The 22,198-nt window shown below is 41.8% G+C and carries 24 protein-coding genes and 1 pseudogene; 20 read left to right on the top strand and 5 right to left on the bottom strand.

The window, feature by feature from the left end; genetic code table 11:
* From ACFIK2_RS07925 to ACFIK2_RS07910, 4 genes are all read left to right on the top strand, one after another.
* On the top strand, positions 1-1,344 hold the full coding sequence (locus ACFIK2_RS07925) for a pyruvate dehydrogenase complex dihydrolipoamide acetyltransferase (protein WP_375633079.1): 1,344 nt from the start codon (positions 1-3) through the stop codon (positions 1,342-1,344).
* Positions 1,345-1,565: 221 nt separating this feature from the next.
* A complete protein-coding gene (gene lpdA / locus ACFIK2_RS07920; RefSeq protein ID WP_375677128.1) occupies positions 1,566-3,026 on the top strand; it encodes a dihydrolipoyl dehydrogenase in 1,461 nt (486 codons plus the stop codon).
* A 67-nt stretch (positions 3,027-3,093) separates the two neighbouring features.
* Positions 3,094-4,056, top strand: a complete 963-nt coding sequence (gene lipA / locus ACFIK2_RS07915; protein WP_375633075.1) for a lipoyl synthase — start codon at positions 3,094-3,096, stop codon at positions 4,054-4,056.
* A 2-nt stretch (positions 4,057-4,058) separates the two neighbouring features.
* Entirely contained in the window at positions 4,059-4,520 is a 462-nt protein-coding gene (locus ACFIK2_RS07910) for a type II toxin-antitoxin system RatA family toxin (protein WP_273791149.1), read from the top strand.
* A gap of 599 nt (positions 4,521-5,119) precedes the next feature.
* On the opposite strand, the gene ACFIK2_RS07905 is transcribed toward ACFIK2_RS07910, so the two are convergent.
* From ACFIK2_RS07905 to rirA, 3 genes are read right to left on the bottom strand one after another with little or no spacing between them, the layout of a single operon-like run.
* Entirely contained in the window at positions 5,120-5,608 is a 489-nt protein-coding gene (locus tag ACFIK2_RS07905; protein WP_375628982.1) for a CinA family protein, read from the bottom strand.
* Positions 5,605-6,795, bottom strand: a complete 1,191-nt coding sequence (locus ACFIK2_RS07900) for a bifunctional 2-C-methyl-D-erythritol 4-phosphate cytidylyltransferase/2-C-methyl-D-erythritol 2,4-cyclodiphosphate synthase (protein ID WP_375634298.1) — start codon at positions 6,793-6,795, stop codon at positions 5,605-5,607. The genes ACFIK2_RS07905 and ACFIK2_RS07900 overlap by 4 nt, the downstream gene beginning before the upstream one ends.
* A gap of 24 nt (positions 6,796-6,819) precedes the next feature.
* Positions 6,820-7,263 (bottom strand): iron-responsive transcriptional regulator RirA, encoded by a 444-nt coding sequence (gene rirA / locus ACFIK2_RS07895; protein ID WP_375677127.1) that lies wholly within the window; start codon positions 7,261-7,263, stop codon positions 6,820-6,822.
* A gap of 173 nt (positions 7,264-7,436) precedes the next feature.
* On the opposite strand from rirA, the gene ACFIK2_RS07890 reads away from it, so the two are divergent.
* From ACFIK2_RS07890 to ACFIK2_RS07875, 4 genes and pseudogenes are all read left to right on the top strand, one after another.
* Entirely contained in the window at positions 7,437-9,704 is a 2,268-nt protein-coding gene (locus tag ACFIK2_RS07890) for an ATP-binding protein (RefSeq protein ID WP_375631782.1), read from the top strand.
* Between the two features lies 1 nt (position 9,705).
* Complete coding sequence (locus ACFIK2_RS07885) at positions 9,706-11,064, top strand: sigma-54-dependent transcriptional regulator (protein ID WP_375617700.1); 1,359 nt, start codon at positions 9,706-9,708, stop codon at positions 11,062-11,064.
* 4 nt (positions 11,065-11,068) lie between these two features.
* The gene (trkA, locus tag ACFIK2_RS07880; protein ID WP_375611279.1) at positions 11,069-12,445 is read left to right on the top strand and encodes a Trk system potassium transporter TrkA; all 1,377 of its coding nucleotides are present in this window, start codon (positions 11,069-11,071) and stop codon (positions 12,443-12,445) included.
* Positions 12,446-12,455: 10 nt separating this feature from the next.
* Positions 12,456-12,649, top strand: a pseudogene (locus ACFIK2_RS07875) (hypothetical protein); the annotation flags it as partial.
* Between the two features lie 483 nt (positions 12,650-13,132).
* Here ACFIK2_RS07875 and ACFIK2_RS07870 read toward each other — a convergent pair.
* Positions 13,133-13,651: a helix-turn-helix domain-containing protein gene (locus ACFIK2_RS07870; RefSeq protein ID WP_375677126.1), complete on the bottom strand. Its 519-nt coding sequence runs from the start codon at positions 13,649-13,651 to the stop codon at positions 13,133-13,135.
* 80 nt (positions 13,652-13,731) lie between these two features.
* Positions 13,732-14,262, bottom strand: coding sequence for a helix-turn-helix transcriptional regulator (locus ACFIK2_RS07865; RefSeq protein WP_375677125.1), 531 nt, complete (start codon positions 14,260-14,262; stop codon positions 13,732-13,734).
* A gap of 151 nt (positions 14,263-14,413) precedes the next feature.
* Between ACFIK2_RS07865 and ACFIK2_RS07860 the strand changes: the two genes are divergently transcribed.
* The 12 genes from ACFIK2_RS07860 to ACFIK2_RS07805 all read left to right on the top strand — a co-directional run bounded on the left by ACFIK2_RS07860 (position 14,414) and on the right by ACFIK2_RS07805 (position 22,162).
* Positions 14,414-14,719 (top strand): helix-turn-helix transcriptional regulator, encoded by a 306-nt coding sequence (locus tag ACFIK2_RS07860; RefSeq protein ID WP_273783612.1) that lies wholly within the window; start codon positions 14,414-14,416, stop codon positions 14,717-14,719.
* Between the two features lie 73 nt (positions 14,720-14,792).
* On the top strand, positions 14,793-14,933 hold the full coding sequence (locus ACFIK2_RS07855; RefSeq protein WP_273755279.1) for a hypothetical protein: 141 nt from the start codon (positions 14,793-14,795) through the stop codon (positions 14,931-14,933).
* Entirely contained in the window at positions 14,917-15,315 is a 399-nt protein-coding gene (locus tag ACFIK2_RS07850) for a hypothetical protein (RefSeq protein WP_375677124.1), read from the top strand. The genes ACFIK2_RS07855 and ACFIK2_RS07850 overlap by 17 nt, the downstream gene beginning before the upstream one ends.
* Positions 15,315-16,175, top strand: a complete 861-nt coding sequence (locus tag ACFIK2_RS07845) for a ParB/RepB/Spo0J family partition protein (RefSeq protein ID WP_375664245.1) — start codon at positions 15,315-15,317, stop codon at positions 16,173-16,175. Before ACFIK2_RS07850 ends, ACFIK2_RS07845 begins: the two co-directional genes overlap by 1 nt.
* Positions 16,172-16,630 (top strand): hypothetical protein, encoded by a 459-nt coding sequence (locus ACFIK2_RS07840; protein WP_375677123.1) that lies wholly within the window; start codon positions 16,172-16,174, stop codon positions 16,628-16,630. The genes ACFIK2_RS07845 and ACFIK2_RS07840 overlap by 4 nt, the downstream gene beginning before the upstream one ends.
* On the top strand, positions 16,627-18,606 hold the full coding sequence (locus ACFIK2_RS07835; protein WP_375677122.1) for a transposase domain-containing protein: 1,980 nt from the start codon (positions 16,627-16,629) through the stop codon (positions 18,604-18,606). The genes ACFIK2_RS07840 and ACFIK2_RS07835 overlap by 4 nt, the downstream gene beginning before the upstream one ends.
* Positions 18,607-18,943: 337 nt before the next feature.
* Entirely contained in the window at positions 18,944-19,975 is a 1,032-nt protein-coding gene (locus ACFIK2_RS07830; protein WP_273790128.1) for an AAA family ATPase, read from the top strand.
* On the top strand, positions 19,972-20,235 hold the full coding sequence (locus ACFIK2_RS07825; RefSeq protein WP_375677121.1) for a hypothetical protein: 264 nt from the start codon (positions 19,972-19,974) through the stop codon (positions 20,233-20,235). The genes ACFIK2_RS07830 and ACFIK2_RS07825 overlap by 4 nt, the downstream gene beginning before the upstream one ends.
* Complete coding sequence (locus ACFIK2_RS07820) at positions 20,235-20,513, top strand: hypothetical protein (protein WP_375677135.1); 279 nt, start codon at positions 20,235-20,237, stop codon at positions 20,511-20,513. The genes ACFIK2_RS07825 and ACFIK2_RS07820 overlap by 1 nt, the downstream gene beginning before the upstream one ends.
* Entirely contained in the window at positions 20,497-21,120 is a 624-nt protein-coding gene (locus ACFIK2_RS07815) for a DUF3164 family protein (protein ID WP_375613741.1), read from the top strand. Before ACFIK2_RS07820 ends, ACFIK2_RS07815 begins: the two co-directional genes overlap by 17 nt.
* A 10-nt stretch (positions 21,121-21,130) precedes the next feature.
* Positions 21,131-21,748: a regulatory protein GemA gene (locus tag ACFIK2_RS07810; protein ID WP_375677120.1), complete on the top strand. Its 618-nt coding sequence runs from the start codon at positions 21,131-21,133 to the stop codon at positions 21,746-21,748.
* Positions 21,749-21,754: 6 nt separating this feature from the next.
* Positions 21,755-22,162, top strand: coding sequence for a helix-turn-helix domain-containing protein (locus ACFIK2_RS07805; RefSeq protein ID WP_375629092.1), 408 nt, complete (start codon positions 21,755-21,757; stop codon positions 22,160-22,162).
* Positions 22,163-22,198: the final 36 nt, after the last annotated feature.

Below are 22,198 nucleotides of genomic sequence, written 5' to 3'. Positions count from 1 at the left end.
ATGCCCATTAAAATTACAATGCCAGCGCTTTCCCCTACGATGGAAGAGGGAAATTTAACAAAATGGAATATTAAGGAGGGAGATAAGGTTTCCTCTGGTGATGTTATTGCTGAGATTGAGACGGATAAAGCGACAATGGAAGTCGAAGCCGTTGATGAAGGTAGGGTTGCTAAAATTGTTGTTCCTGCTGGAACACAAGGCGTTAAAGTAAATGCTTTAATTGTTGTTTTAGCAGAAGAAGGTGAAGATTTAGCTGAAGCTGCAAAAGTTACAGAAGAAATCTCTTCTTCTACAAGACAAAAACCAGAGGGCATCAAACAGACAGATTCTCTGAAACAGACGGACTCAAAGGGAATAAAAATGTCTCATGAATCATCAACTGGGCAATTAATACAGCAAGATAAAAAGGAAGCTCGTCTTTTTGCCTCTCCCTTAGCGCGGCGATTAGCATCTCAGGCAGGTCTTGATTTATCCCTTATTTCTGGAAGTGGTCCGCATGGGCGTATTATTAAGCGCGATGTAGAAAAAGCTGTGAGCAGCGATATGTCTAAAGTGTCTTATTCATCACCGATAGGGGAGCTAATAGCTACAGGTGCTTCGGACAAACAGATATTGAAACTCTTCAAAGAGGATGAATATAGCTTCGCTCCCCATAATAATATGCGTAAAACAATCGCGACACGTTTGGTGGAATCAAAACAGAGAGTCCCACATTTCTATGTAACGGTAGATTGTGAACTTGATGCGCTATTAGCACTGCGTACACAACTGAATGCTGCTGCTCCAATGGTTAAGGGGCAGGAAGAAACTCAGCCTACTTATAAGCTTTCTGTTAATGATATGGTGATCAAAGCTGTCGCACTTTCTTTGAAAGCGGTTCCTGATGCGAATGTTTCTTGGCTTGAAGGCGGGATGCTTCATCATAAACATTGTGATGTTGGGGTTGCTGTTTCTATTCCCAATGGATTAATTACACCGATTATTCGCCATGCAGAGGAAAAGCCGTTATCACTTATTTCCAAAGAGATGAAGGATTTTGCAAAGCGTGCGCGCGAGGGCAAGTTAAAAATGGAAGAATATCAGGGTGGAACAACGGCTGTATCAAATATGGGGATGTATGGTATAAAAAGTTTTTCGGCTATTCTTAATCCACCGCATGCGACGATTTTTGCGATTGGTGCAGGGGAGCAACGCGCCGTTGTTAAAAATGGTGCATTAGTTGTTGCGACAGTTATGTCAGTTACGCTTTCTGCGGATCATCGTGCTGTCGATGGTGCTTTAGCAGCAGAGCTCGCGCGGACTTTTAAGAAGATGATTGAAAATCCATTAGCAATGTTGGTTTGAACTGTTTAACAGTTCTTCACGTAAATTGTGAGAAAGCGTGTTAAGAGAATAGAAACAAATTTAAAGAGTTTAAAGAGCAATGTTATTGCTATTTCTGGTTTGGATAAAGCATTTGCGTGAAGCTTAAAGCAAAAGACATAAGATAATTCTCTCATGTTGTTTTACAGACTTAAGTTCAAAAAATGCATATCCATTTTATATATATCCATGGAGGAATTACTGTGGTAAATCTTTATGATGTAATTGTGATTGGATCAGGTCCAGGCGGATATGTAACCGCAATTCGTGCAGCACAATGTGGCTTTAAGACTGCGATTGTTGAACGTGAACATTTGGGAGGGATCTGTTTAAATTGGGGATGTATTCCAACAAAGGCCCTTCTACGTTCAGCGGAAATGAAACATTTTGCTGAACATGCGACAAATTATGGATTAAAAATTAATGGTTCAATTGAGGCAAACATCAAAGATGTTGTGGCACGTTCACGGGGTGTTTCAGCACGTTTAAATGCTGGTGTTGGTTTTTTAATGAAAAAAAACAAAATTGATATTATCTGGGGTGAAGCAAAGCTTACTAAAGAAGCAAAGGGAAGCCTTCCTGCGGAAATTATGGTTTCTTCATCCTCCAAACCGATTATGCAACCGCAAAATCCAGTCCCTAAAGGGACGTTAGGGGAGGGAACTTATCAAGCAAAGCATATCATTATTGCAACGGGCGCACGTCCTCGTGTCCTTCCTGGTATTGAGCCAGATGGAAAACTCATTTGGACTTATTTTGAAGCTATGATACCGCCAGCAATGCCAAAATCGCTTTTGGTTATAGGGTCTGGGGCTATTGGCATTGAATTTGCTTCTTTTTATCATGATATGGGGGCGACAGTAACTGTTGTTGAAATGATGCCCCATATCATGCCTGCTGAAGATATTGAAATTTCAACGTTTGCTCGTAAACAGTTAGAGAAAAAAGGTTTACGCATTCTTCGTCAAGCAAAAGTAACAAAGGTTGAAAAATCTTCCGATTCTGTAAGTGTACATATTGATGTTCAAGGTAAAATAGAGTCAATGACTGTTAACCGGTTGATTTCCGCTGTTGGGGTGCAAGGTAATATTGAGAATCTTGGTTTAGAAGCTTTGGGAATAAAAACCGATCGCGGCTGCATTGTAACTGATGAATGGAGTTGGACGGGGGTGGAAGGTATTTATGCTATTGGTGATGTAGCAGGCCCTCCTATGTTGGCCCATAAAGCAGAAGAAGAAGGTGTGATATGTATTGAGCATCTTGCAGGTTTGAAAAGCGCTCATCCGCTTGATAAAAGAAAAATTCCAGGGTGTACATATTGTACACCACAGGTTGCCTCTGTAGGGCTTTCAGAAGCGGCTGCAAAAGAAGCAGGTTATGATATACGTATTGGTCGTTATTCTTTTGCTGCGAATGGTAAGGCGATTGCTTTGGGTGAAGATCAGGGGTTAGTAAAAACGATTTTTGATAAAAAAACAGGACAGCTTCTCGGGGCCCATATGGTAGGGGCTGAGGTAACAGAATTGATACAGGGTTTTGTTATTGCTATGAATCTTGAAACAACAGAAGAAGAATTAATGCATACTGTCTTTCCACATCCGACCTTATCGGAAATGATGAAAGAAAGTGTATTGGATGCTTATGGTCAAGTTTTAAACGCTTGATGACTGGATTGTATGAAAAATTTTATATTTTTGATTGTTACTTCGTATTTATAAGGCAAAGGCTTAAATGGTTACGGTTGTTGATAGAGTTGCAAATAGACGATTGCGTCATCCTGAAAAGGCACATCGTCCTGATACAAGCGTTCAAAAAAAGCCAGATTGGATTCGTGTAAAAGCGCCAACATCACCAATTTATAAGGAAACACATGGTATTGTACGTACGCATAAGTTAGTGACTGTATGTGAAGAAGCTGGTTGTCCTAATATTGGCGAATGTTGGAGCCAGAGGCATGCTAGCTTTATGATTTTAGGTGAAATATGTACGCGTGCTTGTGCTTTTTGTAACGTTGCAACAGGTATTCCACTTGCCGTTGATGATAATGAGCCAGAACGTGTCGCTGATGCTGTTGCACGGATGGAATTAAAACATGTTGTCATTACATCTGTTGATCGTGATGATCTTGCTGATGGTGGTGCTGAGCATTTTGCAAAAGTTATTTATGCGATTCGTCAAAAAACTCCTAAAACAACAATTGAAGTTCTTACACCTGATTTTCGTCATAAGGATGGCGCTTTAGAAGTTGTTGTTGCTGCTAAGCCTGATGTTTTTAATCATAACTTAGAAACAGTTCCTTCTAAATATTTGAAGGTCCGTCCAGGGGCACGTTATTTTCATTCAATTCGTTTGTTACAACGTGTTAAAGAACTTGATCCAACAATTTTTACAAAATCGGGAATTATGGTTGGCCTCGGGGAGGAGCGAAATGAAGTTTTGCAATTGATGGATGATTTGCGCGCTGCTGATGTTGACTTTATGACAATTGGACAATATTTACAGCCTACACGAAAACATCATCCAGTTGTTCGTTTTGTGCCTCCTGAAGAATTTGAGTCTTTTGCCAAGATTGGTAAAGTAAAAGGATTTTTACATATGTCCTCCAATCCTCTAACGCGTTCATCTCATCATGCTGGAGATGATTTTGCCATTTTGCAAAAAGCGCGTGATGAAAAATTTTCCTTACAGAGATAATTATGCCGATTTTTACAATACATCGGCAGATCACCCATAGTGCCAGTGAAATGTTTGATCTGGTTTCAGATATTGAGCGTTATCCTGAATTTTTACCAATGTGTGAGTCTTTAATAATACGTTCTCGAAAAGAATATGGAAAAAAAATATTGCTTCTTGCGGATATGACCGTTGGCTATAAGATTATTCGTGAAACTTTTACGACTCAAGTATTTCTTCAGCCGGAAAAAAGTCTTATAGAAGTTAAATATATTGATGGTCCATTCAAATATCTTGAAAATCGTTGGGCCTTTCATGATATTGAAAATACCAATGCATGTAATGTAGAGTTTTTTATTGATTATGAATTTAAAAGTAAAACGCTTGGATTAGTGATGGGCTCAATGTTTGATATTGCGTTTCGTAAATTTACCGAGGCTTTTGAGAAGCGTGCGCATCAGATTTATGGCTCTACGGTAACATAGTCTATTCTGTTATTTTTTAACAATACGTATTGCTTAAACAGCGTGAAGGTGAAAACCGGTTTCCATCTTTACTATTTGTTTTTAATTCAGCTTTCAAAAGCATATTGAGGGAATATCATTTTAAATGATGAAGATGATGCACAGCTTCATGCTTTTGTTTCTCTCTTTTTTAATAGATGCACACTCGTTAAACAAAACGCCCAAATAGAACATGCTTGCGTCATACCCATTTCATAATAGTGCTCATAATAAATAGTATAGATTCTCGTAAAAGTATATAAAATCTACATCTGTACACTTATGAAGAAGTTCTCCTGTATCATTTATTTGCCATCTCTCAAGATGTTGTACCAGCTCTTAGCACTTGAGAGAGAGGTACAAGTTTTCCTTTCATTAATCATTTTATTTATACAGTTTTTTCTCTTGTGGCGTGTAAGTGAATAAATTTGATTAATTCAACCTACACAGGACTAAAGTGAGATAATTTTACGCTAGTCAGATCGTTCATTTTCAAGTTGTGATACAATAAATTTTTTTCAAGATGTTGACGATTATAGACTCGATGGAGAATAAAGAATTTTGAAATTAGTATGGGGAATTCAGTGAAGCAATTCCAGAATCATTTTAAAAGCATTTTCAACAGTTGCATGGCGGATAGCATTGCGATTAAGATGAGCAAAGTGCATTTCTTTGTGCAGGGGGGAGTGGTTTTTATAAGCTACTGCGCAATGCACAAGTCCTACAGGTTTATCAAGACTTGCACCTCCTGGACCAGCAATTCCTGTTACAGAAACTGCAATGTCAGCTTGTGAATGTTTTAATCCACCCTCAGCCATTGCAAGAGCAACTTCTTTTGAAACGGCACCATAGGTTTTTATAAGTTCAGCACAAACGCCAACAAGGCGTGTTTTAGATTCATTTGAATAAACAACAAATCCACAATCGAGAACATCTGATGATCCTGCTATATTTGTGAGGCATGCAGCAATGAGTCCCCCTGTACAAGACTCTACAGTTGTTAACAGCAAACCTTTTTGGCGAAAGGTATTAAGGACTTCATGTGCTTGTTTTTCACAAAGATATGTCATTGGGGAAGTTCTCCTGAATAAAGAACGCTCGCTGTTGCAAGAGCAGCAATTCCTTCACCACGACCAATAAATCCAAGCCTTTCATTTGTTGTTGCTTTGATAGAGATTCGATCAGGTGTCATTGAAAGTATTGTCATAAGATTTTCTGTCATGGCATGACGATAGGGACCAATTTTAGGATTTTCAGCGATAATTGTGATATCAACATTGGCAATACGTCCACCTGCTTGTTTAATAATATCAAGAGCATGACGGAGAAAAATTTCTGATGATACATTTTTCCATTGAGGATCAGAGGGAGGGAAATGTGTGCCAATATCTCCAGCACCTCGCGTAGCGAGCAGGGCATCTGTTAGCGCATGAAGAGCAACATCCGCATCGGAGTGTCCATTTAATTTTTTATGAAAAGGGATTTTTATACCACATAAAATAAGAAAATCACCATCCTCGAAAGAGTGAACATCATAACCATTGCCGGTGCGGATATCAGGAAACATTTGCATTTTCTTTTGGAGATATAAATGTGCAGTATTAAAATCTTCATGCCATGTAATTTTTATGTTGTTAGGATCCCCAGGAATGGCACGCATAGGAATTCCAAACCATTCGGCAATTGCAGAATCGTCAGTGAATTCTTGTTTGCAAGCTTGTTTTGCTTGTTTATGGGCCGCTAAGATATGTTCAAAGGGAAAACACTGTGGAGTTTGTGCACTATAAAGATGGGTACGGGGAATTGTTTCTAAAATATGCTGATTATTTATACGTTTAAGGGTATCAGAGATGGGCAGAACAGGAAGAACACCTTCTTGAGGCGTGATAGTGTTGTGAATGTTATTAAGAAGCTTGTTTTCGATAAAAGGGCGTGCACCATCATGAATATGCACATATTGGGGGGCAAATTTTTTGAGTGCATGAAGTCCATATAAGGTAGAGATTTGACGTGTACTGCCTCCTTCAACGATAATAAGGCGCTCTTTAAAATCGTCAATAGCTTGTTCACAGATTTGACGATCTTCTGGATGAATAACAAGAATAATTGTTGTGATAGCTGGATGCTGCAAAAAACAATGCACGGTATGATAAATAATTGGCTTTTGTCCTAGAAGCCGATATTGTTTTGGAATTTTATGGGGAGATCCTGCTCTTTCACCCCGTCCAGCGGCTAATATTATTGCTGCAATAGAAATACTTAATCTCCTTGTATTATAATCTTAGTTTGCTTTTTTGTCATTAATTTTAAAATGATTTTGAAAGGATGGTTGTTGTAGATCAGCAAGGGATATCACGGATAATACCTCAAAAAAAGCATTTAATGCTTTTTGAAGTGCGATATTTAAACCACAAAAATCAAACAAGGGGCAAGTTGGTTCTGCAGTATCGAAGCATTCTGCGAGGGAAAAGTTGTCTTCTGTTACTTTCACAACATCCGCGACTGAAATCTCTGCTGCGGGTTTAGCCAATCTAACTCCACCATTGCGTCCACGCACTGTTTGTATAAAACCTGCTTGAACAAGCAGCTGAAGGATTTTAAATAAAAAAAGCTCTGAAACGGCATATGCTTTAGCGATTTCTGGAACACGACTGAGAGTTCCCTGATTATCTGCACAATACATGAGCATTCTAAGAGCATAATTTGTTTGTTTTGTTAATCGCATCTCATTTCCTTCGTAAAGTATCGTCGAACACAGTCTATTTTAAAGATATTTTGCAAAATGTAGAAGTTTTTTCTCGTTGACTATATTTGCTCTATTTTAAATGTAGTATTAGTATTGTCAATTTTTGCTACAAAAGGTTATATGAGAATAATGGGATAAGGGTATGTAAGCTCATGACGAATATAACATCTGTGACGAATCTTCAAGACATAGATAAAAATACTTATAACGATGAGTTGTATCGTTTAAGTAAGGTATATATTTTTTTAGGGATTACAATTATTGTATTGGCTTTACTTACGGCCTCTGTTTCATTTATTATTCTTATTGGATTAACTCCTGTTGTTCCCAGTAGAACAGTAACCCTTATTCTTATAGGAATTAATAGTTTTTGGGTTTTAGGGCTTATTGTCATCGTTTTTTATGAGATGATACCGATCATTCGTGCTTGGCGTTCAAGGCGTGCAGGATCGCGTCTTCATGTGCGCCTTATTTCATTGTTTGCACTTGTTGCGACAATGCCAGCTGTTGCTGTAGCTCTTGTATCGGGTCCAGCACTAAATTTGGGACTTGATCGATGGTTTGATACAACAACGCGGCAAATTGTGGGCTCTTCTATTGATTTAGCAAATGCTTATGCAGATGAAATGCTTCAAAATTTAAAAAATTTATCCTACGCGATGGCATTTGCACTTGATAACAAAAAACTCTTAGAACGTAATCCAGCTGAATATAGGATGCAATTGACGCGTCATGCTCTAGGACGCAATTTGCGTGGTGCATTTTTGTTAAGTTCTAGCGGAGCTATTTTTGTATCGAGTGCTCTTGGTGATGAAGATAAACTGCCAATTCCTCCTTCCCATCTTATTGAACGTGCAACCAGTGCGAGACCTTTTTCTTTTCAACCAGGCGTTCATGATTATTTTGGTATTATTTTAAAATTTACCAATATTCCAAACACATTTTTATATTTGGTGCGTGACGTTGATAAAGGTGTTTTATCTGCTTTGCGTTTGACAGAAGTTAATACAGATCGTTATCGTGATTTAAATGAAAATCGCCTGCTGACACAGATTGCATTTGGTATGCTTTATTTGTGTCTTTTTTTTAGTTTATTCTTATCAGCCATTTGGGCTGCTATTGCTGTTGCTGATCGCTTAGTACGTCCTATTCGTCTTCTCATTAGTGCTGCCGATGATGTTGCTTCTGGAAATATGGAAATTTTCGTGCCAGTACGAGCAAAAGATGGTGATATTGGGCAATTATCCAAAACTTTTAATTACATGGTCAGTGAATTGAAAAGTCGGCGTAATGAATTGATTGCAGTGCGTGATCAAATTGATGAAAGACGGCGTTTTTCTGAAGCTGTGTTATCGGGTGTAACAGCGGGAGTAGCAGGTATAGATGATAATGGTGATATCACCATTATCAATCGGTCTATTGAAGCGATGTTTGATATTCGCTCAGAGCACGTTGTTGGAAAAAGTCTTTTATCTTTAAGCGCTGAAATTTGGCAGGTTTTTCAGTTTGTGCGTTCATTGGATCGTAAAAACCATCGTGAGCAGGTCACTTTAAACGTTGCAGGAAAAGAGCGTGTCTGTAATGTCCAAGTTACGATGGAGGAGGATGATGGACAAGGGCAATCTTGGGTTCTAACAATTGATGATATTACAGACCTTGTTGCAGCGCAACGTACAGCGGCGTGGGCGGATATTGCGCGGCGTATTGCACACGAAATTAAAAATCCTCTTACACCTATTCAGTTATCCGCTGAACGCATTCGTAAACGTTATAACAAAGCTATTACACAAGATAGAGAGGTCTTTGAGCGGTGTATTGACACAATTATTCGGCAGGTTGGAGATATTGGGCGTATGGTTGATGAGTTTTCCTCTTTTGCACGTATGCCCAAACCAAAAATGCATATTTTAGATATACGAGAATTGTTGCGCGAAGCATGTTTCTTGATAGAAGTGACGCGACATGATATTCATTTTGAGCAAGATTTAGGAACTCTACCACTTATGGGTGCATTTGATAACCGTCTCATTGTACAGGCTTTTTGCAATGTTATCAAAAACGCGAGCGAATCCATAGATTCAGTTATGCGAGAGGAAAATATTCACGGTCATATTCTTATCCGTTCTTATCGTCAGGAAGAATGGGTGGTTGTGGATGTTGTTGATAACGGAAAAGGACTTCCTAAAGAGCAAAGACAAAAGTTATTAGAACCCTATATAACAACGCGGGAAAAAGGAACAGGGCTGGGGTTAGCTATTGTGCGCAAAGTTATTGAAGATCACGGTGGTTTCATGGAGCTTCATGATGCACCGGAGAGTTTTTATGAAGGTCGTGGTGCGATGATCCGTTTGATATTTCCAGCGGATGGGGGTAAGCAGGGTAATATTATACAAGCCATAAATCATAAGATAGGGGAATAGTATGGTATCAGATATCTTGATTGTTGATGATGAAGCAGATATTCGTGAGCTTGTTGCTGGTATTTTAGATGATGAAGGTTATGAAACGCGTGTTGCTTGTAACTCTGATGAAGCATTGGCTCAAATTAGTGAGCGTATTCCAAAGCTCATTTTTTTGGATATTTGGCTACAGGGTAGTCGTCTCGATGGTTTAGCACTGCTTGATGAAATTAAAACACAATATCCGGCTCTTCCGGTCGTTATGATCTCTGGTCATGGTAATATTGAGACGGCTGTTTCCGCTATAAAGCGAGGAGCATATGATTTCATTGAAAAACCTTTTAAAGCTGATAGACTTGTATTGGTTGCAGAGAGAACACTTGAAAATTCAAATTTAAAACGTGAGCTTTTAGAATTGCGAAAGCGTTCGAACGAGACATTAGAGTTGCTCGGAAAATCGACAGTTATAAAAAATTTGCGTCAAATCATAGAAAAAGTAGCACCAACCAATAGTCGCATCATGATAACAGGTCCTTCAGGGGCAGGAAAAGAGACTGTTGCACGAACTATTCATGCGCTCTCAACGCGTTCGAATGGGCCATTTGTTACAATAAATGCTGCAACGATTACTCCAGAAAGAATGGAAATAGAGCTGTTTGGCAGCGAAATGGAGGGAAGAGAGCGTAAAATTGGTGCCTTAGAGGAAGCTCATGGCGGTATCTTATATCTTGATGAAATTGCTGACATGCCGCGTGAGACTCAAGGGAAGATTCTTCGAGTTTTAACGGGGCAAACATTTGAGAGAATTGGCGGCACAAAACGTGTTAAGGTGGATGTCCGTATCATTTCTTCGACAGCGCAAAATCTTGAAAACCTCATTTCTGATGGGCGCTTTAGGGAGGATCTTTTTCACCGTCTTTCCGTTGTTCCTATTGTTGTTCCGCCCCTTTCAGCGCGTCGTGAAGATATTCCAGAACTTGTACATCATTTTGTAAAAACAATATCACAGCAGGTTGGGATTAAACCGCGTGCAATCAGTGATGATGTGATTGCTATTTTGCAAACGCACGCTTGGCCGGGTAATGTGCGGCAATTACGTAATAATATTGAGCGTCTTCTTATTCTTGTGCGGGATGGTGATGGTCCTATAACAGCGGACTTTCTTCCCAGTGAAGTAAGTGATTCTTTGCCACGTCTTCAAATGGATTCAGATGAAAGTATAATGGATTTGCCGTTACGTGAAGCTCGAGAATTATTTGAAAAGAGATATTTAGTGGCGCAGATTGGGCGTTTGGGTGGAAATATATCACGTACTGCTGAATTTATAGGCATGGAGCGTTCAGCTTTGCACCGTAAACTTAAAGCGCTTGGAGTTTCTTAAAGCGATGCGTATTATTATTTGTGGAGCAGGACAGGTTGGTTATGGGATAGCAGAGCGTCTTGCTGCTGAAAATCACGATGTTACTGTTATTGATATTGAAACGAGATTAATTGAAAAGATTCGCGATACATTGGATGTGAGAGGTTTTGTTGGTCACGGTTCACGGCCTGAAGTTCTTTTGGCTGCAGATGCAGACAAAGCTGATATGTTGATTGCTGTCACTTTGTTTGATGAAGTTAATATGGTAGCTTGCCAAGTAGCACATTCATTATTTAATGTGCCCACAAAAATTGCTCGTATTCGCTCACAATCTTATTTAGAACCACGTTATAAGACGCTTTTTTCCAGAGAGAATATTCCCATTGATGTGGTTATTTCGCCAGAAGTTGAAGTTGGGGAAATGGTTTTGCGCCGTATTGCTTTACCTGGTGCAATAGATGTTCTTTATTTTTGTAATGATGATATTGTGGCACTAGCTTTGGAATGCATGGAAGATTGTCCAGTTATTAATACACCTTTGCGTCAATTAACAGAGCTTTTTCCAGATCTTCATACGACGGTTACTGCTATTAAACGTGGCGCGGAATTATTGGTTGCACATTCAGAAACGCAATTACGCGTTGGTGATATAACCTATCTTGTTGTTTCTCGTGAACAGATGCGTCGTGCTGTTGGGCTTTTTGGTCATAAAGAACAAGATGCCCACCGCATGATTATTGCAGGGGGTGGTCACATTGGCCTTTATGTTGCACAGGCTATTGAAAAGCGTTTCCATAAATTAAAATTGAAGATTATAGAAGCGCATAGAGAAAGAGCCCTCACAATTGCTGATCAGCTTGAAAAAACAACAGTTTTATACGGTAACGTGTTAGATCCAGTGATTCTTCAAGATGCGGGAATTGATCAGTCCGATTTAATGATTACATTGACCAATCAAGATCAGGTTAATCTCTTAAGCGCTATTATTGCTAAAAGATTGGGCTGCAAAGCCAATATGGTATTGATTAATAATGTTGCCTATCAAGAATTTAGTCGTGCTGTTGGTGTGGATGCATATCTTAATCCCCATAGTGTTACAATATCGAGAATTTTGCAACAAATGCGCCGTGGGCGTATTCGTTCTGTTCATTCAGTTTTTAATGGCCGAGCAGAAATTATTGAAGCTGAAGTGATGCAAACATCTTCATTGGTTGGTAAGTCATTATCAGAGCTCAATTTATCAGATGGTTTGAGAATTGGTGCAATTTATCGCAATAAGACAATAATACAGCTTTCGGCAGATACGCGCATTTTGTCTGGTGATAGAATAGTGATTTTTGCTCTTGCTGATAGGGTTCGTGATGTTGAACAACTCTTTCGCGTAAGTTTAGAATATTTTTGATATATTATCTATGGATATTTGTACTTTTTGGTATAGTGGACAATTAAGATTGGTAGATAGGCTTTGTTTGTCCTCAATGGTTAAAACTGGACAGCGCGTTAAGCTTTTTAGTTATGATAAAAAATAGATAATCTCCCTGCTGGTGTTGAGCTGCATGAAGCCGAATCAATTTTACCACGCTCAGCAATTTATCGCCTTGATCCCTGTAGTTTGACACTAGGTTTTGTACTAAGTGGGAAAAGGTGGGATTAGGTAGGAAAAGGTGGTAATCTGTTGTTTTTATGTATAAAATTTAGCATTAAATGCGCGTTTTGTCAAAATAGATTTTGACACCTAAAATTGTAAAAAAGAGCTAAAAAGAGCGAAAATCAGAAAAAAGTGCGTTTCAAAGGTAAAAATGAGAGAAGGCTTTGAAAGGTCTTTGAAAAACCTGTGAAAAATTTTAAAAAGTCTGTGAAAGCCCAGAAAACCGCCTTTGAAGACCCTGTGAAAAAAATTCGGTAAATTGTGAAGCTCACTCCAAAATCAGCCCAAAATAACCAAAAAAGCAAAAAAGATTTCCATATATAAGTGGAAATCTCTAAAAATTGAGTAAAAAGTATTTTTTATCAATAATTTATATAAATTTTTTAATGTAAAAAGATTTCCACTTTCATTTTTCATTTTAGAGAGGCATTAAGCTGTATCTTATGTAGTTTCTGGATGTGCATTTTCAGCCTCTATTTGACGCTTTAAATGCAATTTTAGAAGAGGTAAAATAAGCTCGACTTCTTCCGTGTCGTTGATATCTTGAACAAGCTCTTGCAGTTTTCCATAAAGTTCTGCCGCGAGTTCCGCTATATCTTCAGGGGGGATCTTTATATTTGCATCGCGATGGGTTGTATAAGCTATGCGACCAAGCTTTTTCATGAGTCCAGTGGGAATAGTGGGTGCTTTAAAACCTGCTGCTTTCGCTTTTGCCATGTCTGTAAACATTTCGCCTTCACCCGTAACGAGCCAATGAGGATTAATGTTATAGGCCGTATAATAGGCGTTAATTGTTGAGCATGTTGGTTCGTGTGCTCCAATTTCATAATTGGCAAGGGTGCCACGTTGTAAATTAAGCCGTTGCGCAAAGATACTACGTTCTTCATTTCCGTAGATTCGTCTTATTTCACGTAGGCGTTTTGCCAATGGTGTTTTAGGTTCTAGTTCGGGGCGTGCCAAAAATGCTCCTTATTCATATTTAGGTTAGCTTAAATTACAGGATTTTAAAAAGAGCTTCCCCCATTCATCTTAGAGTAGCATTAAGCCGTATTTTGTGCAGCTTTGGAGTGTTCTTTTTCAGCTTCTATTTGACGCTTTAAATGAATTTTAAGAAGAGGGAAAGTCGCTTCGACCTCTTCCATGTCGTTGATGTCTTGAACAAGCTCTTGCAACTTTATACAAAGCTCTGCCGCTAATTCCGCTATATCTTCAGGGGGGAGTTTTATATTTGCATCGCGATAAGTTGTATAAGCTATGCGACCAAGCTTTTTCATGAGACCAGTAGGGATAGTTTGTGGTTTAAAACCAGCTGCTTTCGCCTTTTCCATGTCTGTAAACATTTCGCCTTCTCCAGTGAGAAGCCAATGAAAGTCTACGCCATAAATTTTGTGATAGGCAATTACGATAGATGCTGGTGGCTCATTTATACCAAGCTCATAATTTGCAAGCGTATTTTTTGCCAAATTAAGAGATTTGGCAAAAGCACCGCGTTCTTCGTTTCCGAGGATTCGTCTTATTTCACGTAGGCGTTTTGCCAATGGTGTTTTAGGTTCTGTTTCTAAACGTGCCAAAAAAATACCCATTAAGACCATTTTATGGGTTGACAAACCCGTAAAATGGTTTTAACTGTTATTACCGCCCGATACGAAGGGCGTTTATTATACATTTAACCCCACAAAAAACGGATGGTTTGAGCATCCGTTTGAAGCAGGAGCGAAGTTTATGACAACCACCCAAACATGCATTCAAGTATGGGATCGCCATAGCATTTTAGCCGAGCTACGCCGCCGTAATATGACCTTGGCGGAGCTCGCGAAAGCTTATCAACTATCGTCATCCAGTGTTCAACACATTTGGACACGGTCTAACGAGAAAGCCGAACGTGCTATTGCCGATTTTATCGGTTTGCCCGTCGAGCAGGTTTTTAGCGACCGCTACCCCAAAAGTCGCCGTCGCATTTTTAAAGCAGCAAAACATGCCAACACAGATTCGCGTGCGCATTCCACATTGCGCGGTAATGCTGCTTGAACTTCGTTACACGGCTTTGCGTTTTTGCGCATTTGCCATGAATTTAAATACCATAAGATAAAAAGGTTTATCAATGTCTAAAGATCAATACGAAATAGGCAAGATAAATTGCATAGAGTTGCATCATAGAACAGCCGTTTGCATGGGTTGGTTCTGGCGATTAGATGGTGGTCATATTGTTTTTATAGGGGGTGGTTATGGTTGTTGCTTGTAATTTATGGACCCCAGATGTCAGAAACGATATCGTTAATCCTTATTCAGAAGTTGAACGTTTACAGGTGATGCTTTCCTGTTCTTTAAAAGCCGTGAGTAGTGGATTTAAGCATCTGCCGATCCGGTATATTATTGACCCCCCGCATGGCTTATTTGATGCGGCGTTAGCACGACAGATTGTTATTCATATTTTGCATTATCAGTTTGAGGTGCCACGGCGGCGTATTGTTGCGATACAGGCACGTCAGCGGACTTCTATTTCTCTATCTATGCAAGTGATTAACCGGCGTTTGGAAGAACCTGTATTTGCGAAAGCTTATCGAAGATGGGCGGGGCATGCGATGGATTTATTCTTTAAAGAGATCAGAAAGGCGGCAGCGTGATGGCACAGTTTCAAAAGCTTGCTCTTGATGTGATTGTGGTACCGGAGCGTATACGCCCTGTAGATGATGAGCATGCCAAGGCACTTGCACAATCAATAGTGCGAGAGGGATTGATGAATCCGATTACGGTGCGCCATACCCCCAATGCTAAAGAGGGCAATTATACGCTTATTGCTGGTGCGCATCGGCTTCGTGCTGCGGAGCTTTTGGGCTATAGTGACATTGATGCGGTTGTGGTGCAGGCGGATAAGGATAATGCTGCGCTTTTAGAGGTTGCTGAAAACCTCTTTCGCAATGAGTTGTCTGTTATTGACCGTGCGCTTTTTGTCCAGACTTACCGCGAGTTGTGGGAAAAGAAGTATGGGGAAATTAAGGTTGGTGGGGACGGTAGTAATCAACATAAAGTCAAAAAAGAGCAATTCGGTCAAGTTGACCGAATTGCTCATACCGATGAAGAAAGTGATAAGGGAGTTACTTTTTGCTTTGCTAGACATGTGGCAGATCGCATTGGTTTATCTGAAGAGTCAGTGAGACGACTTAATCGTATTTCCAAGTATTTACAGCCAGAATTACGCTCTGTTTTGCGGGGGACGGCATTGGCGGATAATCAAGCGCAATTGTTGAAATTAGCCAAGATGGAGCCGGTTGCGCAACGGCGGGTGGCAATTGCTTTGCAACAGGTTGAGGGGGATTTGAGGCGGGCTGTTGATTTGGTCAATGGGATTAATACACCTCCGCAAATTAATGAACAAGAGCGGGTTTTTGCTCAGTTATTGGGTGTTTGGCAGAGAGCAGATGCGCAGACAAAGGCGCGGTTTTATGATTATTTGAACAAGCAATCGGGGGAGGTGCTGTCATGAAGAGGCATGGTTCCGGGCAGCTTGATTTTTTCCAAAAGCCGGTTTTTCCTTGTCGTGAACCCGTTGCGCAGATTGATTTAGGGCGGTTTCGCTCACGCATTAAGCGTGCGATGGCGCGGGCTTTGAGAGAATGCCGGCATGAGCGCAGTGTGATTGCGGAGCGTATGGCGCATTATTTAGGGATTGGGTGTTTAAGTAAGGCGAGTTTGGATGCTTATGTTGCGGAAAGTAAGCAGGTGGATATTTCCCTGCCGCGGTTTAAGGCATTTGTGCGGGCGACAGAGGCATTTTGGCTCTGGGATGAGGTGGTGAGTGAAGATGGATTGTTGCTGTTGCAAGGGGATGAGGCACGTTTAGCAGAGATTGCGCGGTTGCAGCAGGAACAGCGGGAGATTGCAGCGCAATTGAAACTCATGCGCGCAACGCCGGTTCGCATTAAAAGGGGGCAGCCATGAAGGAATGGTTTACTATTGCCGAATTGGCTGAGGCAGCTTTGCCAGGGTTGCCGAAAACATATAAAAGTCTTGAAAACCACGGACGGGCATATTGGAGAAAAAACTCTGAACTTTCGAGGAAAGTGGGAGGCAAAACCAAGCCGGTTTGGGAGTATCACATTTCGTTATTGCCGGAGGGGGCACGGGCGGCATTGTTGGTGCGGTTTGGTGGGGCTGTTGATGTGAAACAAACGCAAGGGGAGCAAAAGACAAGTATTTGGGTGCGTTATGAGGGGCTTTCAAAGGCGCATAAAAGGCGCTGTGAAGAGCGTTTGAAGGCACTTTGCTTTTGGGAAGATTTGCTCCATGCCGGTATGGGTGTGCATGATGCGGCAAGTTTGAGTGCGGTGCAATTTGGTGTGAGCCGGATGTCGCTTTTTAATTGGCGGCAGATGGTGGAGGGGTATGAGCGCCCTGATTGGTTGGCAGCTTTAGCGCCTTGTTATGGTGAGGAGAATGTTTCGCAATTTGCGCCGTGTCATGAGGGGGCGTGGGAGGTTTTTTGTTCGGATTATTTGCGCCCCTCTAAACCTGCTTTTTCGGCGTGTTATCGGCGCATGGTTTCGGTTGCGCAGGAGCGGGGTTGGCAGCCCATTCCTTCAGAGCGGGCTTTGCGGCGTCGTTTTAAGGCGCAAGTTTCCAAAGCGGTTGTGGTTTTAGCGCGTGAGGGAGAAGAAAAGGCAAAAAAGCTTTATCCAGCCCAACGGCGTGATCGCTCGAGCTTGCATGCACTGCAAGCAGTGAATATGGACGGGCATAAGCTGGATGTTTTTGTGAATGTTCCTTGGACAGAGAAGCCTGTGCGGCTTTATCTGATAGCGATACAAGATCTTTATTCGGGCAAGATTTTATCGTGGCGCTTGTCAGATGCTGAGACTTGGGAAATCGTTCGTTTGGTGATTGGGGACATGGTAGAGGCTTATGGGATACCGGAGCGTATGACCTTGGATAATGGGCGTGCCTTTACCAGCAAGTGGATTTCTGGAGGTGTGCAAAACCGTTTTCGTTTTAAGATTAAGCCGGATGATCCGCAGGGGCTTTTGACGAGTTTGGGGGTGCAATTGCAATGGACCACCCCTTATAGCGGACAGTCTAAACCGATTGAGCGGGCATGGCGTGATCTGGCAGAAGCGATTTCGAAACATCCCTTTTGTGCGGGGGCTTATACGGGCAATAAACCGGATGCCAAGCCTGAAGATTATGGAAAACGCGCGATAGGATTTGAAGCGTTTAAAGCCCATGTTGGTGCGCAAATTTGTGCACACAATGCGCAAGCAGGGCGTAAGGCGGTTAATTGTGCGGGGCGCAGTTTTGATGAGGCCTTTACTGAGAGCTTGCAAGCAGAGGGGACGATTATTCGGCAAGCGAGTGCAGCACAACGGGCTTTATGGCTTTTGACCTCAGAGGCGTTGCGTGCGCAAAAGGGTACGGGGGAGATCCATTTTTATGGCAATCGTTATTGGGCGCGGGCGTTGAATGAGCATGCGGGGAAAAAAGTGATTGTACGCTTTGATCCGGATAATTTGCATCAAGATTTACGGGTTTATGATTTGAATAATCGGTTGCTTTGTTTGGCACCATGCCTTTGTGATGTAGGTTTTTATGATCAGCAGGCAGCGCGCTTGAATGGGCGTTTGCGTAAAGAATATGTGAAGGCTGTTAAAGCAGAAAAACAGCTAGCGGCAAAGCTTGCGCCTGATCACTTGGCCGATGTTTATGGTCGCCTTGAGAAAAAGGATGAAGCGTTCAAATCGAAGCTTCCGATAAAGCCAAAGGTGAGCCGCTTGATGCCAAACAATGTGGGGAATTTAGCTTTGAAAGCAGACGATGATGAGGCTTTGGGGGAGGAAGAATTCAGTCAACACTTGCATAAAGCTTTGAGAAAGCTTTCCGCCTCTGATGAGGGGCGTGAGGTGATCAAGTTTCCTAAACGATAGGAAAGGAAAGAGGGGGGATTTGTAAGAATTCTCAAAAGGAAGCTGGTTTTGTATCGCGTACCAGCTTGAAGCGTTAACAAAGAAAGGGGGGGAGGAATCTTATCCATTTCATAGTCTAATCAATACATGAAGTTTCTAGGTGTCTTTGCCTGATCGGGTGAGATGCGTGGAGTTAGCAAGTTCCCTGATGTGTGAGAAAGAGAGGGGATTTGCAAGGTTAGCCGTTTTAGTATCGCGTACGGCTTTTAAATGTTCATTCTAAAGACAAAAGATAAGGGGCGGGTGGGAGCCCTTCCCCTTATCAACAGTCTAAAATCAATACGAGAGGGGAATATACATGAAAAACGCGATAAATGCAACGGTCGATAAAAATCCTTGGGCGCGACCTAAAATCCAGCCTAATGGAACAGCACAAAACCGCAACAGTGATGACATTGCTTTATGGAATGAGCTTGTGGATGCGGTGAGAGCTTTGGGGCAAATGAATGATTGGTCGAAAGCAGAGGTGGCGCGGCGCATAGGCATGCCGGATGGGACGTTTTCGCAATGGTATGCGGGCAGTTATGCGGGGCAATTGGGTAAGCAAAATGCAAAGGTTCAACAATGGGTTGAGGTTTTAAAGGAAACGGCGGGGTTTTTGGAGCGCATTCCTGAAAAACCAGCCTTTCAGAGGAATCGAATTGCCAGTGAGATTATTGATACTTTAACACTGGCACAAAGTACGGGAGATATGGTGATGATTACGCTTGATGCGGGCAGTGGTAAGACCGAAACCTGCCGTCATTATCGCTCTACCCGCCCGCATGTTTATCTGGTGACAGCAAGCCCGCATACGCGCAGTGTTCACGGTATTTTGAATGATATGGCAGCAGAATTGGAGGTGGTGGAATATAATCCCACCCGCTTAACGCGTGCTATTGGCAAAAAGTTAGAGCGCGTGGGCAGTGGCACGTTGTTGATCGTTGATGAGGCGCAAAATTTAACGGATGAAGCGATTAATCAGTTGCGCCACTTTGTTGATATCAATGGTACGGGGTTGGCTTTGGTTGGCAATGATGAAATCTCTGGACGGTTGGTTCATCGTCAAAATGGTCCCTCTTATGCGCAAATTAAAAGCCGATTGGCGATGCATTTGAAACGGCGCAAGCCCTATAGTGAGGATATTGCGGCGCGCATTCATGATTGGGGGATTGAAGATGTTGGTGCGATAAAGTTTTTGACAGGGATAGGCTTAAAGGCTGGAGCTTTGCGGCAAATTGACAAAACCATGATGTTGGCACGCATGGCAGCGCTTGGAGATGGGTGTGAGGTAACCCTGAAACATGTCAAAGCGGCATGGAAAAACCGTGACGTGGAGGAATTGGCATGATCTCTTTATGCGACAAAGAATTATCCGATACGCTTTTTGGTCTTTATGACGATTATCAATGCGGTTTTGATATTGGAGAAAAGCTTAAATTGTGTGTTGATTTGGCGTTATTGCTTGAATTGGAGTTGAGTGTTCACCGTTTGGGGGAGGCCGATGCGATTTTGGAAGGCCAAGTTTCAGAAGTTTTGGCTGAGTGTGAAGGCTCTGATGCGGATGAGAGCAATTGTGTGATTTATATGGATTTTGGAGGAAGCAGATGATGGAACGCAACCCCTATATGGTGAGAGATAGCTTGATTGCTTTGCGCTCTGCCTTGTTAAAACATGAAATGGATGGGATTTTTATGCATGGACAAGATGTTCGAGAATTGAATGAGTATTTGCGTCGTTTGGCAGGCTATAACCACGTTTTAGGTCATGAGCTTATGCGGTGTCGTTGGCAATTGAAAGCGGGATGTGCGCCTTCTTCAGGGGATGTTGTGCCATTTCGTCGGTTTCAAAAAACACAGGAGGAAGTTGGTGATGAATCCACAAATTGAACTTGAAGGTACGCGTTATATGAAGGATGCGAAAGGGGCTTTGGTGCCGGTAAGTTTGATCCGCCCTGCGGATTTGTTAGAGGATGAAACGGTACGCAAAATTATGGGTTTTGCGAAAGAATTATCGGCAAGGATTGCACGTTTTAACAACCATACGATTGCGGATTTGAGTGATTTTGATAGCTTGCTTGCGCAAGAATATGGTGTGGAGCGGCGTGGCAAAAAGGGCAATTGTACTTACACAAGCTTTGATGGTTTGCAACGCATTAAGGTGCAGGTACAGGAAAGTGTTGATTTTGGACCGCAATTGCAAATTGCCAAAAGCCTTCTTGATGAGTGCTTGAATGAGTGGTCTGCGGATGCGCGCCCTGAAATCCGTGCGATTATTACGCGTGCTTTTAATACGGATAAAGAAGGCAAGGTGAATCGGGGGGAGATCTTTATGCTGTTGCGTTTGGATATTGATGATCCACGCTGGAAAGAGGCGATGCGTGCCATTCGTGAAGCGATCCGTGTGACGACATCTAAGGAATATGTGCGTTTTTATGAGCGCGATACATTAGAAAGCGCTTGGCGTGCTGTGACCATTGATCTGGCGAAGACATGAGGGGAGGGAGATGTCTTTAGCTGTCCTTCATATGGGAAAACGCGCGTTAGGTCTTGATGATGAGACCTATCGCGCACTGCTCTATCGCTTAACAGGCAAGCAATCGGCGAAAGATTTGAATTTTTCAGAAAAGCACTTGGTTATCGCTGAAATGAAAGCGTGTGGTTTTGAGCCGAATGGGAAGCGTTTAGAGGGAAAATATGCCAAGAAGCTCCAGGCGCTTTGGATTGCTGGGTGGAATCTTGGCATTATTCGTGATCGTTCAGATAAGGCGTTGCTTGCCTTTGTGAAAAGACAGACAGGCGTTGATCATATTCGCTTTTTACGCGATAGCGATGATGCATGCAGAGCCATTGAGGCGTTGAAAGGTTGGTTGCAGCGTGAGGGTGGGGTTGACTGGAGAGGGAAAAACCGCGAAGATTCATGGAGGAAGAAACCAAGCATTTCCATTTTATGTGCCCAATGGAAGTGTTTAAATCCGGATGCTGTGTTTGAGCTTGGGGCTTTTCATCAAAGTGTTATGGCGTTAAGTGGTAAAGCTTTGGGCGAGATGAATGGGAACGATTTTAGAGAAGTGATGAATGTTTGGGGGCGGAAAATCCGTAAAAGTGTAAAAAGCGAGGGGTAAGCATGTATGCAAGAGGAAATCTATAGCGATTTTCCTGCCTTATTGCGTGAAATAGCTGATGTTGCGGGCAGTGAAGCAGCATGGAATATGATGCGGGCTTTTGGTGGACGAGAAGTTTATATACCCGGGCGTCTTGAGAGTGCGGATTGGTTGATTGAAATTGTTGGGTTTGAAGAGGCGCAGCAATTGATCAACCATTTTTGTTTTAATGGTTCGGGTGTGCGCCTTCTTATCCCCCTTGGCAGAGATGCTGAACGGCGGCAAAAAATGGTGCAAGCGTTGCAAAAAGGCTGGTCGGTGGATGCTGCCGCTGCTGTTTCTGGTATGCATGTGCGCACAGCTTATCGCTTGAAGAAGAAAATTTCTTTGCAAGAACCACAAGGTTCGTTATTTTCAGAGTTTTATGAGTATTGAGAGTTTTGACTGACAGTGTCAGGCTTATATTGGGGG

The organism is Bartonella sp. AP88XZML (genome assembly GCF_042195565.1).
In the GTDB taxonomy this organism is placed as follows: Bacteria; Pseudomonadota; Alphaproteobacteria; order Rhizobiales; family Rhizobiaceae; genus Bartonella.
This window is presented reverse-complemented; position numbering and strand designations above follow the sequence as displayed.